Source organism: Pseudohongiella acticola (assembly GCF_001758195.1).
GTDB lineage: Bacteria > Pseudomonadota > Gammaproteobacteria > Pseudomonadales > Pseudohongiellaceae > Pseudohongiella > Pseudohongiella acticola.
Genome location: NZ_MASR01000001.1, coordinates 322,127 through 336,578 on the forward strand (window position 1 = coordinate 322,127; position 14,452 = coordinate 336,578).

The window sequence follows — 14,452 nt, forward strand, 5'->3', positions numbered from 1 at the left end:
CTCTGGGGGTAGGATGCGCCGCCACACAGTTGGGCAGCTTAATGTGCTGTATTCGATTTGGCGGCAAACAGCGCGCGGCTAAGTAACGGTCTGTTTCCCAGGTGAGGCTGTAATGCCTGCCGCATCAGTCTTTTAGCCGCCCTGGCGACATCCGCCTGAAGGCCCTCAGTGCCAATAATCTGGTCATTCGAGGTGTCTTCCTGGCCGTACCCGGCGTTGATAACGGCAGCAAACCCAAGCAAATCGGCACCGGCAAAACAGACGGGCGTCTGATCAGCCATGGGTAGAGGGATGTGCTGGTAGCCATGTTCTGGGTTAAACAGGTATATCTGTTCTGACTGCAGTGTTTCTCCACTGACAGCATCAACCTGCAGATCCCAGGCATAACCCAGTTCCTGTAGTAACCTGAATTCGAAGCGTCGCAGGCAGGTCTCCAGCGATCCCTGCTGCTGCAGACTGATCAACGCCTGTTGGTACAAGCGATAAATTGCCGGGTGTGCTTCCTGCATCTGCAACAAGCGCATCAATAACTCGTTCAGATACATGGCACTGAACAGGCGATTCGCCTCAAGACGAAAGCCCGGCGCTGCGTGCTCTGCCTGGTTCAGTGCCAACAGCTCGCCGCGACCTGACAGGCTGACCAGCAATGGCTGGAAAGGTTGCAGCAATGTTCGTTTACGTGAGGCGGTACCGCGCACGCCCCGTGCGACTGCGCGTAGCAGACCGTAATCCAGCGTCAGCAGATCGATCAATGCGCTGGTGTCCCGGTAGGGCCGCGTGTGAAGAATGTAGGCTGGTTGCAGATCGATACGTTTCACAGCACCTGCCGGTTAGCATGAGAGGTTTGAGTCTCTGACAGTTATATCGAGCCAGTGGTCGACAAGACCAGGACCATTAATTCAGACTTTGCAATGCGCGCTCGTCATCTGCCCAGCCTGATTTGACCTTAACCCAAAGGTTCAGCATTACCTTGCTATCGAAGGCATTTTCCATATCGAGCCGGGCAGATTTACCAATGGTTTTCAGTCGTTCGCCCTGATGACCAATGATGATCTGTTTCTGACCGGCTTTATCGACCAGAATCAGTCCATGGATGTGTAAGACGGCACCTTCCTGCGTGAATTTTTCAATTTCAACGCTAACTTCGTAAGGCAGTTCATCCCCAAGCTGTCGTGTGATTTTTTCACGAATCAGTTCGGCTGCCAGAAATCGCGAACTGCGATCGGTGACCTGGTCCTCAGGAAACATGAACGGGCCAGCCGGCAGATATTTTGCGACACAGTCCTCGACCGTGCTCATGTTGTGGCCGGTTAACACCGCCAACGGTATAACCTCGGAAAACTGCCGGCGAGCCGCCAATTTCTGTATATGTGGCAGCAGTCGCTCACGATTTTCGATCTGATCACACTTGTTTATCAACAGCAGCACGGGCACTTTGATATGTTCAAGTGCCTGCAGAACCATTTCATCTTCTTCATTAAATATCAGTCGTTCCACCATGAAAAGAACTACATCCACGTCTTTCAGAACTTCAGTGACAGTGGCATTCATGGCACGATTAAGTGCTTTCTTCTGGTTACTGTGCAGGCCCGGAGTATCAACATAAACGAACTGTGTGTTGCCTTCAGTTTTTATGCCGGTGATACGATGACGTGTTGTTTGCGGTTTTCGCGAGGTAATACTGATTTTTTGTTCCAATATGTGATTGAGCAATGTCGATTTGCCGACATTGGGGCGCCCTACAATTGCAACGAACCCGCAACGGGTATCTTCATGCTCAGCCATTATCAGCCATTGCCTCTGGTTTGCGATTTGTGTTGTGTGCTATTCACCGGTCTTACCCTGAGTCTGTTTTTCCTGAAGCAGCACCAGCGCCTGTTTTGCCGCCTGTTGCTCCGCCAGTCGCCTTGAACGGCCGGTGCCGCGGGTTTTCTTCGTTAGCAGGGCTATGCTGCAAGACACGTCGAACTCCTGATCGTGTTCTTCGCCCCGTACCGCAACAACCTGATAATCCGGTACCGGAAGTGCGGCAGCCTGTAGCAGTTCCTGCAGTCGTGTTTTGGGGTCCTTGCTAGCGCCATCAGTCGGATCGTGTTGTAAGCGACTCTTCAGAAGCTTCAGGATACACCCGCGACAGGCATCAGTACCACCGTCCAGATAGATTGCACCCAGCATGGCTTCCAGCGCGTCACATAGAATAGAGTCGCGCTCATGACCGCCACTTTTGCGCTCGCCCTGCCCTAGCACCAGCAATTCTCCCAGGCTCAGAGACCGTGCAAGTGTTGACAGGGTTTCCCGATTGACCAATGCAGCCCGCAGTTGACTGAGGTCGCCTTCAGGTGCGTCAGGATACAATTGGTACAGTGCTTCGGCGACAATAAACCCCAACACGGCATCGCCCAGGAATTCGAGGCGCTGATTGTGATGCTTTTCGGCACTCCGATGCGTCATGGCGAGCATCAGCAGGGAAATATCATCAAAGCGATAGCCCAGTTTGGCCTGAAGTTCCGATAGTGCCTGGTTTGAAATTCGCATTGTCCCCACCATGTCATCAATATCGATAACAGGATTGGTGTCGCCGATCAGTAAATTCGCTGATTGCGGCTGAATGTCGGAAGGTTAAGGCCGGGGTCTTTATGCATCCAGATGGCAAACGCTTTACCAACGATGTTTTCTTCCGGCACCGGGCCCCAGACCCGGCTGTCCGCGCTGTTGTCGCGATTATCACCCATCATGAAATAGTGACCCGGTGGCACCACCCAGCTGGTTCTGCCACCGCCGCGACCGCCCTGCGTGATGATTTGCGCGCGGTGTGGAATGTCACCCAGAGTTTCATTAAAGACAACACCCGAACGCATGCCACCAGCAGTTTCGACGGAAATCTCGTCAACAATATCGATATCGACCAGGTCGCCATTGACCCGCAGAACCTTGTTTTCGTACTCAATGGTATCGCCTGGCAAACCCACCACGCGCTTGATGAAATATGACTCATCATGGGGCGGTATGAACACCATGACTTCGCCACGCTCCGGTTCATTGTTGGCAACAATTTTAGTGCCAAGCACGGGCAGTCGCAGGCCATAGTGGTATTTGTTGACGAGGATAAAATCGCCCACTTCCAGTGTCGGGATCATGGAACCTGACGGAATCTGGAAGGGCTCAACCAGAAAAGAGCGCAGCATCAGGACAATAAAGAGGACCGGGAAAAAAGACTTGGCATATTCGACAACAACCGGCTCTTCAGTTTTTTCGGCCTCTTTGCGGGCCTTGGCAAACAACAGGGCATCGAGCAACCAGATAAAGCCACAAATCGCGACCAGTATAACGAGGACCAGCGAAAAATCGATATCCATTACCTGTTCATCCTTAACTATCCACTTTAAGTACGGCGAGGAACGCTTCCTGCGGGACCTCTACGTTACCCACTTGTTTCATGCGTTTTTTGCCGGCCTTCTGTTTCTCCAACAACTTCTTCTTTCGTGTTATATCACCGCCGTAGCATTTGGCGGTAACATTCTTACGCAATGCCTTGACGGTCTGTCGTGCCACAATCTGCCCGCCGATAGCTGCCTGAATGGCAACATCAAACATCTGCCGGGGGATCAACTCCTTCATTTTTTCTACCAGCGATCGCCCTTTGCTTTGTGCCTGGTCGCGATGCACGATCAGGGCTAACGCATCCACCCGGTCGCCATTGATCAACACGTCGAGACGCACCAGGCCAGCGGTCTGAAACCGGATAAAATGGTAGTCGAGTGAGGCATATCCACGACTGGCTGATTTCAGTTTGTCAAAGAAATCCATGACCACTTCAGCCATTGGCAATTCATAACTCAGTGATACCTGGTTGCCGATAAACTGCATATCACGCTGTACACCGCGACGGGCAACACACAGATTGATGATGTTGCCGAGGTATTCCTGAGGCACCAGCATACTGGCAAGTACGATTGGCTCGCGGGTTTCGATAATGGAGGCCACCGGCGGCAAAGATGACGGGCTTTCAACACGCCGAACTTCGTCATTGCGCATGACAACTTCGTATACCACCGTCGGGGCGGTGGTAATCAGATCAATGTCATATTCGCGTTCGAGTCGCTCCTGAATGATTTCCATGTGCAGCATGCCCAGGAAACCGCAGCGGAAACCGAAGCCCAGCGCATCCGAACTTTCAGGTTCATAGAACAATGAGGCATCGTTCAGCGTCAGTTTTGCCAGCGCATCCCGGAAGTCTTCAAAGTCGTCCGCTGATACCGGGTACAATCCGGCATAAACCTGCGGTTGAATGCGACGAAAGCCTGGCAGCATAGGTGCGTCCGGCGTAGAGGCAAGGGTAATTGTATCGCCTACCGGGGCGCCCTGAATCTCCTTGATACCGGCGATGATGTAGCCGACCTCGCCCGCCTGTAGCATGGGCATGTCATGGCGTTTGGGGTCAAAATAACCGACATGATCAACCAGGTGGGCTTTGCCGATGGTCTTGGTGATGATCTTGTCACCTTTCTTCAGCGTCCCCTGTTTGACTCGTACCAGAGACACGACGCCAAGGTAATTGTCGAACCAGGAATCAATGATCAGAGCCTGAAGCGGCGCATCTCGATCACCCGCCGGCGGCGGTACCAGCCGGACAAGTTCTTCCAGGATATCGGTGATGCCCATACCGGTTTTGGCACTGGCACTGACCGCAGCAGACGCATCGATACCAATGATTTCCTCAATTTCCTTGCGCACCTTGTCTGGGTCCGCCTGCGGCAGATCCATCTTGTTAAGCACCGGAATGACTTCAAGACCCTGCTCGATGGCGGTATAACAGGTGGCAACTGACTGAGCTTCCACACCTTGACCGGCATCCACGACCAGCAATGCACCTTCGCAGGCGGCAAGAGAGCGTGATACCTCATAGGAAAAGTCGACGTGACCGGGCGTATCAATAAAATTAAGTTGATACCGCTGCCCGTCCTGAGCGTCGTAAAACAGAGTGACGCTTTGTGCTTTGATCGTGATGCCGCGCTCGCGTTCGATATCGAGGGAGTCCAATACCTGCTGCGCCATCTCACGCTGAGTCAGCCCACCACAATGTTGAATGAAGCGGTCTGCCAGGGTGGATTTACCGTGGTCAATGTGCGCGATAATGGAAAAGTTGCGGATGCGGCTTAAATCAGTCACGTAAGAAAATCACCAGTCAATCGAGAGGCGCCAAGTCTACATGATCTGCTGTGTCCTGTCAGGAGGTTTCGCGCAGGACAACAGCAGAAACCGGGCTCAGAGTAGCTCAACCACGAGAGTGGTACCGCGGCCATCACGGACAACCCTGACCGGGACAAAGCCGTTTTCGGGCAGTGATTCCATGACCCGGTTGAAATCGGCGACGTTGCGCACCGGTTGATGGTTGAGCGCGACAATGGCGTCACCTGTTGCCAGCCCTGCCCTTCGGCCGGGACCATCGCGTAACTGCTCAATCTGCACGCCTCCCTGAGCCAGAGCCGGCACTTCGCCCTGTAAGCCAGGGTCGAGCTCACCGACGCTGAGTGCCAGGCTGTTACCGCGAGGGGCGGCCGGTCTTTCTCCACCAAAGGCCTGGTCGCTACCAGGCAGAGCTCCCACAACCACCGGCAGCTCTAGCGTGTCCCCGTCTCGCATGATGGTCAGGTCAGCCGATGACCCTGGTCTGATCTGACCGACATAAAACGGCAATTGCGAAGACTGTTCGATGGTAATGCCATTAAACGCCAGAATAATATCGTTGTTCTGCACGCCGGCTTCCTCAGCCGGGCTACCGGGTTGCACTTCATCGACGAAGGCGCCATACGGCCTGGGCATGTTGAATGCCATCGACAGAGCATGATCAACATCCTTGATCAGCACGCCCAGCAGACCACGGCTGACAGATCCGCTCTCGCGCAGCTGCTCGAGCACATTGAGCGCCATATTGCTGGGAATGGCGAAGGAAATACCGTTAGAACCGCCAGTGCTGCTCAGGATCTGGGAATTGATGCCAATAACCTTGCCTTCAAGATTGAATAGTGGGCCGCCGGAATTGCCCTGATTGATAGCAACATCGGTCTGGATAAACGACACATAGTTGGCGGGCCCGCGGGACGGTACATTACGTGATTTTGCGCTGACAATACCCGCCGCTGCGGAAAATTCCAGGCCAAACGGCGAACCAATCGCCAGTACCCATTCCCCCACTCTCACTTCTTCCGAGTCGCCAAAGCTTACCGAGCGCAAGCCTTCTGCATCGATCTTGATCAATGCAACGTCAGACAGTTCATCGGTGCCAATAATCTCGGCGGTATACTCCCGCCTGTCGGTCAGCGTCACAGTGATCGAGTCGGCGTTGGCGACAACGTGATGATTGGTAATGATATAACCGTCACTGCTCATGACAAAGCCGGATCCCACGCCACCGCGGGGACGCCCGGGCATCGCTTCCGGATCCATGGGAGGCGCACCGTCAGGGCGCAACTGACGCAACAATTCTTCGATATCCCGCTGTTCGGCGCCGGATCGCTGCGGCGCCTGCTGGCGTGTGGTGATATTGACGATTGAAACCGAGTTCTCAGCCACCAGAGACGCAAAATCCGGCAGGTTGGCGCTGGCCTGCAGACTTACTGTGGCTGTCAGCAACAGCACGGACAACATCAACAACTTTCTCATCTATAAACTCCCGTTACAGCCCTGGCCGCGTCTTTCCGGCCAGCACCAGACAACAATCTAGTGCAAACATACCGCGTTGCGCGCACAGGTTCAACGCACAAAACCAGCCGTACACAAAAAAGCCCCGGCCAGTCTCCGGTTCAGGCGATTGCCAATAAACCAGAGACCCGATCAGGGCTGCTTTGTATTTCAGTTAAGGTATTCAGTTCAGCTTCGTTTATCGCTGCTGTGGCTCGCGTTCGACCTCCTGCAGCAACTCTCTGTCAGACACAGGGCGCAATTGCGGGGAATCCAGCAGAACATTGTAAGGTACTGACTGTGACTCAATTCGTGCCGGAATGGTCACACTGCGAATATAATCATTCAGACGCTGTTGCGCATCGGCATCCACCGCCAATTGCTGGTTGTCGTTGCCAGAAACACTATCAGACGCGACTGTCGGCATTGCATCTCCCGCCCCGGGGCCCTGCAGCACAGCCTGCATGCCAATGAATACCGCAAATGTCACCGACGCCGCTACTGCGAACCGGGTCGCGTTACGCGCCCAGCCTGTCAGACCGGAACCCTGTGTCGACGCTTGCTGAGAATAGTCGGAAGACAACGGACCGTCCTGCACCAATGACGCCTCAATACCATCCATCACCCGGCTGCTAAAATCAGGTGATAAGGCTGAGCGTAGCGGATCGGGCTGCATGGCCGCGCGGACAAGACCAAAACGCTCCCACTCTGCCAGCAATTGCGGTTTCTGCTCGATACGCTTTAGCAGACGCCGCAGTTCAAAATCACTAAGCTCATTGTCCATCAGGGCCGACAGGGCCTCGCGGTCGAGCAGATCTTCTGAACCCGATTCATTGTGCTGTGTGTCGTTATGCTTCATGCAAAAGCCCACCTCGCCAATTTTTGCCATATTCCTAAGACCACAATCCCTTCGATGAGTTCCCAATAAAACCCGAAATCTGTCAAAAATCTGACCAAAATTATAAAGTCTTTGTATTCAAGACCTTAAGAGCTCCTTGATGCGCTTATCAATAGCTTCACGAGCGCGAAATATACGTGACCTGACAGTGCCGACAGGACAATCCATGATGGCAGTGATGTCTTCGTAACTCAGTCCGGAAAATTCGCGCAGTGTAAACGCGGTTCTCAGCTCTTCCGGCAGCTCTTCAATCGCCTTGTTGATCACCCGGCGCATATCTTCCTTTTCCAGGTTCGCATCAGGTGTATCCATTTCGCGCAGCATACTGCTGTCATCAACCTGTTGCGCATCTTCCATGTCAACATCGGTGCTGGGCGGTCTGCGACCGCGCGACACCAGATAATTCTTTGCCGTGTTCACCGCAATCCGGTACAACCAGGTATAGAACTGACTGTCGCCACGGAAGCTGGGCAAAGCACGATAGGCCTTCAGAAAGGCTTCCTGCGCCACATCTTCAGCCTCATGGGGATCTTTCACAAAACGGCTGATCAAGCCCAGGACTTTGTGCTGATAGCGCAGAACCAGCAACGTAAATGCCTGTTTGTCATCCTTGAGAACCCGTTCAACAAGCTGGTTATCTGAATCCTGATTTTTCATACGTCCAATACGAGCCTAAATATAAACCGCTGACAATTCCCGGCTCCTGGAACTTTGACACAATCGTCGTCACAAACATGCATCGCCACAAAGATGGCCGATCCGTCAAATTTGCGCCATGGGCACCTACCTAAAGTTGACCACAACAACAGCAGACCACAGGGATTTGCAAAAGTTCTCAGAGTCTATAGAATTCTTCATCCTCGCACCACTTCGGATGCCCACACATCGTGTATGACTTTGATATCCTGATTATCGGCAGTGGTGCTGCCGGGCTCAGTCTCGCGCTCAAAACCGCTGAATTTGCCCGCGTCGCCGTCCTCAGCAAAGGCTCGCTCAGTCAGGGTGCAACCTATTGGGCACAGGGTGGCATCGCGGCCGTTCTGGACGAACATGACAGTGTTGATGCCCATATTGCTGATACCCTGGATTCAGGCGCCGGCCTGTGCAACGAAGACATGGTTCGCCATATCGTGGAGCACAGCGAGGGAGCCATTGCCTGGCTTGTTGAGCAGGGTGTTCCGTTTACCTTGCAGAGCGCTGACGAGGCCGGCGCCGGTGCTGCCTCTGAACCCCTCAATCGCGACAACCTGAAACCACTGCATCTCACTCAGGAAGGCGGTCACAGCCACCGACGTATCATCCATGCCACCGATGCCACCGGGCGAGCTGTTTTTGAAACCTTGCGTGACCGCGCCCTGAGTCATCCCGGCATAACACTGTTCGAGAACAGGTTGGCTGTTGATGTTATCACTCGGGAGAAGTTAGGGCTGAAAGGCAGTGGCTGCATTGGTGCTTACGTTTACTGTAAAGAAGAAGAAAAAGTAGAGTTGTTCCGAGCGCGATTTGTTGTACTGGCCAGCGGCGGTGCCAGCAAAGCCTACCTGTATACCACTAACCCGGACAGCGCCACGGGTGATGGCATTGCCATGGCCTGGCGTGCCGGCTGCCAGGTGGCCAACATGGAGTTCAATCAATTCCATCCCACCTGTCTCTATCACCCTCACGCGCGCTCCTTCCTGATTACTGAAGCACTCAGAGGTGAAGGTGCCACCCTTGAACTGCCCGATGGCACACGGTTTATGCCGGCGTTTGACAGCCGCAGTGAACTGGCCCCACGCGATATCGTTGCCCGCGCCATCGATCACGAAATGAAACGTCTGGGCTGTGATTGCGTCTACCTGAATATTACGCACAAGCCGGCAGACTTTGTGATCAAACATTTTCCGACCATTTATTCCAGGTGCCTGGATTTTGGTATCGATATAACCAAAGACCGGATACCGGTCGTGCCGGCAGCACATTACACATGCGGCGGTGTTGTTGTCGACAAACTCGGACAAACCAGCATCACCAATCTTTATGCCATCGGTGAAACCAGTTGTACCGGGTTGCATGGCGCCAACCGCATGGCCAGCAACTCATTGCTGGAATGTTTTGTACTGGCTTTTGGCGCTGCCGAAGACATACGCTCCCGTATGGGTGCCACGGCACCGGCATCTGAAAGCATTCCGGATTGGGATGAAAGCCGTGTTACCCGCTCGCACGAAGAAATTGTGGTATCGCACAACTGGGATGAGCTGCGCCGCATGATGTGGGACTACGTTGGCATCGTCAGAAGCGATCGACGCCTGCATCGGGCCCACAAACGCATCCAGTTACTGGAACAGGAAATCCAGGAACATTATCGCTATCACATGATTTCCCGGGACCTGCTCGAACTTCGTAATCTGGTACTCGTGGCACGGCTCATAATTGAATCAGCCTTGCAGCGCAAGGAAAGTCGTGGCCTGCACTACACGATTGATTACCTGGAGACACTTGCGGACGCCAGAGACACGGTGTTGACACCTCATCAGAAGCGATCGTGAACCTGATCCGAAGCGTGCTGCAAGGAAACTGACAGAAGCCAGATGCGCAAGCGGCGCCGGCACTCGGTATCACAACAATCAGGCAATACGACTAAGTAGTATGGCTGTTTGTCGCTCCAAGCTTTCCGATGGAATTTAACAATCTGACACCAGGGCACACAATACAACTCGCTGATGGCCACCGGAATCCTGCGCCTGTTGCAGAGCTCTATGACCGTCTCTGAGGCATCTGCTTCAACGCCCACCACACCTGTGCCCTTGCCTGCCAATCCGCAACGCAAAAGCTTGATCAGATGCAGGACCAGACATACTGAAAGCAACACCTGTAGCCAGACCGGTACTGCGCTGACAGCCAGCGCAACAAAGGCCGCGCCGTGCAGAACATAATACCCGACTCGCAGAAGTACGGAGGGTCTGGCCCGGAACAAAAACAACACTAATGTGGACGACGAACGCCTGATGCTGCATATTCACGAATTCTGACGACCAGCGCCTGTATGGCAGGGTCCGGGTGAGTAGCACGCTCGACCAGGCAGGCAAACAGATCCTGATCCTCTTCTTCCAGCAGTCGTTCGTAAAGCTGCTGCTCGGCGGGCTCTAGCGAGTGCAGCAGGTTCTCCGCAAACGGCAGGAGCAATATATCGAGCTCCCACATACCGCGGCGGCTATGCCAGAGCATTTTCTTGTAAGCAATATCTGATACCATGATTCTTCCTGTCTTATGTGGCAGGCCAGCCCCTGACCATAAAGGGATTTTAAACGAATTCTCTGATTTTTACCGGATTAAGACACTATGCCTGATAACACAGGGCCTGAACATGACCAGGCCGCCTCCATCACCGATGGCAAGGCACAACCTGACGCGGTGACTGAATCCAGTCGGCAGCCATGGTTGACGCAATTACATGACGTCGACATCATTTCCGTGTCCGGTGCTGACAGCGAACGATTTCTGCAAGGCCAGCTTAGCTGCAACATGTCACAGCTTACCGACAGTCACTCGCTCAGGGCAGCACTGTGCAACCTGAAAGGACGTGTCATTGCCGATCTGCGGGTGCTCCGCCTGGACCAAAGCATATTGTTGATGTGCAGCGCCGGAATGGCCGATATCGTACTGACGACACTAACCAAATACAGTGTTTTTTTTAAGACTTCCCTGCAGAAAGTCAGCGATCATTATGTGGTGCTGGGAGTTGCCGGTGCTGACAGCGAAAGCCTTCTTGCCTCCTGCGGCGTCAGTTGTCCGCAAACACAGGATGCCTGTACCCAGATTGGCGGCGGCGTTGTGGCGAGAATTCAGGAGGCGCCCGCTCGGTTCTGTTGCGTACTCAGCGACGCCCATGCAGAACTTGCAACGACACTGTCGTCCAGATTCGCATCAGGCTCGGAAGAGGACTGGCGTCTTGCAGATATCACCGCAGGCGTGGCTCACATTCGGCCGGGGCAGCAGGAATTGCACACCCCTCAGGTGTTGAACTATGACCTGAATGGCACAATTGATTTCAAGAAAGGTTGTTATACAGGTCAGGAAGTGGTCGCGAGAATGTATTATCGGGCCGAAGCAAAAAAACGCCTGCGCTATATTTCCTGGCCAACATCACAGGTAGAGCCGTCGGGCGGTGATGTCATCGACAGCATTGAACGGCCCTCAGGGCAAACCCATGCGCTTGCCATCATGCCCGTCAGTACTGAATGACAGCGCGCCTGGGCGGGAGTCAGAACCGGTATAGCTTCACATTCAGAACAGCGCCGGAGCCGGACAGTCCAGAATCTCGGCAATTATCTGGAAAAGTTCCTGTTCAATGGGTGTGACAGCATTGTCAGACTGAATACAGGCGGCAACTGCGAGCAACATGCTTTTTTTGTTGCGCAAATTCAGTTGCTGTAACTGGTCAAGCGCCCCTGACAGATCAGCTCTGCTGATTTTTATTATCGGCACAAGTGACTCTTCCGCCAGTTCAGGTATCTCTGATTGCAAACTGTCAGCAGCAGCCTGGAAGGCGGATAATGCCGCCGCGTCCTGTTGCCCTATCTGAGCCAGTACAGACAACAAGGTTTTGCAGGCATCGTTGCAATGTCGCAGGGAGCGCTTGCGAGCGCCTCTCAATTGACCTTGAAAAACTGGATGCAAGTGCTTAAGTACCAGGTAGTGACGCAGCCAGGCCTGCGGAGCAACGCCGGCAGAACCTTCCAGCACTGCAGCCATGTTGTGCTCAAACATGGTGTATTGAGCCGCACTGAGATGTCGTAGCGCTGGCAGTGCGATATTGATCAATGCCAACGGATCTCCTGCCGTCAGCCTGTCGCTATTATCTATCAGTTTTATCAGTTGTGGGTAAACGCCAGCATCGGCATTTGCCTCGAGAAATTTGAGCTGGCTGGACCGTTGCCCTGCATCGGCATCGCCCGGGTCAGGCAGACTATCTGCCTGTGACGTTTTATCGGCAGTACCATCAAGCAACAAAAAATAGACCAAAGCACGCGCACCATGAGGCTCATGGGCAGCTTCAACAAATACCGACGGTAATCGCTTCAACACTCGAACGGCTTCCGCCAGATCAGCCGAATCCGGGCTACCGGCACGCTGCAACGCGGCCATCGCAGCCACCTCCAGTAATACGTCACTGCGCTGTCGTTGTGCGGGATCCTGTTTGGCGCCAATGTCGCCTGCTCCGCTTGCTGGGTTCTGCGTCGAATGTTCGGTTGTCTGGGAAAAATCACCATCCCATTGTGGCTGCAATCGTTTTATACGTTGTTGCAGTGGCGGGTGTGTAGCAAACAAGGCCGCAAAAGACGTTTTCACGCCCTGGCTGAACAGGGCATGACTGATCTCGCGAGCTCCAGGGTTGTTTAGCTGAGAACCGGCATCATCAGACCCGATCTGTTTTAAGGCGCCTGCGATGCCATCGGCACTGCGGGTAAACTGCACAGCCGACGCGTCCGCCAGATATTCACGTTGGCGACTGACAGCCGATTTGATCAGGTTACCAAAGAAAGTGCCAGCGGCACCGATGACGATCAAACCCAGCCCGAGGAACACGATGCCGTTACCGTTTTTGCCACGCCTGCTCACACCCGCGCTTCGCATCAGATAATAGCCCATCACACCGAGGACCAGAATGCCGTGCAGCAAACCGATGAGCCGGATATTAAGCCGCATGTCACCGTGCAGGATATGGCTGAACTCATGAGCAATAACGCCCTGCAACTGGTCGCGTTGCAATTTGGTTATGGCGCCACGGGTTATGCCAATGACCGCATCAGATGCCGAGTACCCGGCAGCGAAGGCGTTGATGGCACTTTCATCCAGGATATAAACCGGCGGCACAGGGGTTGAGGAAGCCAGGGCCATTTCTTCAACAATGTTGAGTATGCGCTGTTCATGAATGTCGTCGCTGCCAGGAATCAGCAGGCGTCCACCCAGGGATTCGGCAACACGCGCACCGCCATGGCGCAGACTGACGGTTTTGTACAGGCTGCCAAAACCAACAACTGCTATGACCGCGAGGCTGATCACAGCAAACAATGCCGGCTCGACCTGCGTTATTGAGGATGTGTCACCCTGCTCCGTTGACGCCAGGCCCAGCGTCAGCAAAACCAGCGCATTGGTCAGTACTATGAGACTGATTACCGCTAGTGCAAACAGCAGAACCAGTCGTCCGGTTTTACGTCGCGCGATATCCTGGGCCTGGAAAAAATCCATGAGTGCTCCGAAAACAGTCAGAAACTGACTTTAGGTGCCTCTTGTATCTGTTCGCTGTCAGCAAACTCCAGTAGTGATGCATCGGCGCCATGCCCGAATACACCAGCAAACACGACAGGCGGGAAGCTCTGCTTGTAAGTGTTGTATGCCATCACCTGGTCATTGAAGGCCTGCCGGGCAAATGCCACCTTGTTCTCCGTGCTGGTCAACTCTTCAGTCAGCTGCATCATATTCTGACTGGCTTTCAGGTCCGGGTATGCTTCCATGACAACATTAAGTCTTCCCAGCGCACCGCCCAGTGCACCCTCCTGCGCCGCCAGTGATTGCATGGCAGCGGCATCACCCGGTTTTGCTGAGGCATCGCTGAGGCCTTGTGCAGCAGCATTACGCGCCGAAATGACCGCCTCAAGCGTGTCACGTTCGTGTGCCATGTATGCTTTTGCCGTTTCCACGAGGTTGGGGATCAGGTCGTAGCGACGTTTCAGTTGCACTTCGATCTGTGCAAATGCATTCTGGTAGCGGTTACGCAGACTGACCAGCTGGTTGTAGATCCCGATACCGTAAAAAACCAGGACCGCAATAATCACCAGCAAAACTATCGTTGTCACTTCCATACACTGTCTCTCCTTATTAACCAGGCCT

13 protein-coding genes are annotated in these 14,452 nt (G+C 53.8%); 2 read left to right on the forward strand and 11 right to left on the reverse strand.

Annotated elements, in window-relative coordinates:
- Window positions 1-38: 38 nt before the first annotated feature.
- The 8 genes from recO to rpoE form a co-directional block, all read right to left on the reverse strand.
- The gene (gene recO, locus PHACT_RS01425; RefSeq protein ID WP_083264251.1) at window positions 39-818 is read right to left on the reverse strand and encodes a DNA repair protein RecO; all 780 of its coding nucleotides are present in this window, start codon (window positions 816-818) and stop codon (window positions 39-41) included.
- A gap of 76 nt (window positions 819-894) precedes the next feature.
- Window positions 895-1,785 (reverse strand): GTPase Era, encoded by an 891-nt coding sequence (gene era / locus PHACT_RS01430; protein ID WP_070115590.1) that lies wholly within the window; start codon window positions 1,783-1,785, stop codon window positions 895-897.
- A gap of 39 nt (window positions 1,786-1,824) precedes the next feature.
- Complete coding sequence (gene rnc, locus PHACT_RS01435; RefSeq protein ID WP_070115591.1) at window positions 1,825-2,535, reverse strand: ribonuclease III; 711 nt, start codon at window positions 2,533-2,535, stop codon at window positions 1,825-1,827.
- Between the two features lie 47 nt (window positions 2,536-2,582).
- Window positions 2,583-3,356 carry a signal peptidase I gene (gene lepB, locus PHACT_RS01440; protein ID WP_070115592.1) on the reverse strand — a complete coding sequence of 258 codons (774 nt, stop codon included), beginning with the start codon at window positions 3,354-3,356 and terminating at the stop codon, window positions 2,583-2,585.
- A gap of 13 nt (window positions 3,357-3,369) precedes the next feature.
- Window positions 3,370-5,169 carry a translation elongation factor 4 gene (gene lepA / locus PHACT_RS01445; RefSeq protein ID WP_070115593.1) on the reverse strand — a complete coding sequence of 600 codons (1,800 nt, stop codon included), beginning with the start codon at window positions 5,167-5,169 and terminating at the stop codon, window positions 3,370-3,372.
- Between the two features lie 96 nt (window positions 5,170-5,265).
- Complete coding sequence (locus tag PHACT_RS01450) at window positions 5,266-6,663, reverse strand: Do family serine endopeptidase (RefSeq protein WP_070115594.1); 1,398 nt, start codon at window positions 6,661-6,663, stop codon at window positions 5,266-5,268.
- A gap of 217 nt (window positions 6,664-6,880) precedes the next feature.
- Window positions 6,881-7,540, reverse strand: a complete 660-nt coding sequence (locus PHACT_RS01455) for a sigma-E factor negative regulatory protein (RefSeq protein WP_169819363.1) — start codon at window positions 7,538-7,540, stop codon at window positions 6,881-6,883.
- Window positions 7,541-7,657: 117 nt separating this feature from the next.
- Complete coding sequence (gene rpoE, locus PHACT_RS01460; protein ID WP_070115596.1) at window positions 7,658-8,236, reverse strand: RNA polymerase sigma factor RpoE; 579 nt, start codon at window positions 8,234-8,236, stop codon at window positions 7,658-7,660.
- A 230-nt stretch (window positions 8,237-8,466) separates the two neighbouring features.
- Between rpoE and nadB the strand changes: the two genes are divergently transcribed.
- Complete coding sequence (gene nadB, locus PHACT_RS01465; protein WP_245730534.1) at window positions 8,467-10,107, forward strand: L-aspartate oxidase; 1,641 nt, start codon at window positions 8,467-8,469, stop codon at window positions 10,105-10,107.
- A 436-nt stretch (window positions 10,108-10,543) separates the two neighbouring features.
- On the opposite strand, the gene PHACT_RS01475 is transcribed toward nadB, so the two are convergent.
- On the reverse strand, window positions 10,544-10,813 hold the full coding sequence (locus tag PHACT_RS01475) for an FAD assembly factor SdhE (protein WP_070115599.1): 270 nt from the start codon (window positions 10,811-10,813) through the stop codon (window positions 10,544-10,546).
- A gap of 87 nt (window positions 10,814-10,900) precedes the next feature.
- Here PHACT_RS01475 and ygfZ point away from each other — a divergent pair, with 87 nt between their 5' ends.
- Entirely contained in the window at window positions 10,901-11,803 is a 903-nt protein-coding gene (gene ygfZ / locus PHACT_RS01480) for a CAF17-like 4Fe-4S cluster assembly/insertion protein YgfZ (RefSeq protein ID WP_070115600.1), read from the forward strand.
- A gap of 42 nt (window positions 11,804-11,845) precedes the next feature.
- On the opposite strand, the gene PHACT_RS01485 is transcribed toward ygfZ, so the two are convergent.
- Both PHACT_RS01485 and PHACT_RS01490 read right to left on the reverse strand, forming a co-directional pair.
- Window positions 11,846-13,810 carry a M48 family metallopeptidase gene (locus PHACT_RS01485; RefSeq protein WP_070115601.1) on the reverse strand — a complete coding sequence of 655 codons (1,965 nt, stop codon included), beginning with the start codon at window positions 13,808-13,810 and terminating at the stop codon, window positions 11,846-11,848.
- A 17-nt stretch (window positions 13,811-13,827) separates the two neighbouring features.
- Window positions 13,828-14,424 (reverse strand): LemA family protein, encoded by a 597-nt coding sequence (locus PHACT_RS01490; RefSeq protein WP_070115602.1) that lies wholly within the window; start codon window positions 14,422-14,424, stop codon window positions 13,828-13,830.
- Window positions 14,425-14,452 lie beyond the last annotated feature (28 nt).